This window comes from Pseudomonas sp. AC083 (assembly GCF_979253165.1).
In genome coordinates this window covers 1-258 of the sequence record NZ_CEEDDH010000210.1, presented here as the reverse complement: position 1 = coordinate 258, position 258 = coordinate 1, and the positions used below count along the sequence as shown (strand labels likewise).

The window sequence follows — 258 nt, the reverse complement described above, 5'->3', positions numbered from 1 at the left end:
ATCGCAGGCTGTTCGACCCAGCAAAGTAATTCCGGTAAAGATGACGGTACATTAAAAGTTGTTACGACCTACTCCATTCTTTATGACATTGTGAAGGAAGTAGGCGGGCAGCATGTCTCTATTCACAGCATTGTTCCCATTGGTACAGACCCACACGAATTTGACCCACTGCCAAAGGATGTTCAATATACGACGGATGCAGACCTTGTTCTATATAATGGCTTGAACCTTGAAACAGGAAACGGCTGGTTTCAAAAA

The 258-nt window shown here is 43.8% G+C and carries 1 protein-coding gene; it reads left to right on the top strand.

What is annotated here, in order from left to right; translation table 11 throughout:
- Positions 1-258, top strand: a 258-nt coding sequence (locus tag AC0IXA_RS27740; RefSeq protein ID WP_471814951.1) for a metal ABC transporter solute-binding protein, Zn/Mn family, incomplete at both ends; no start/stop codon positions are given.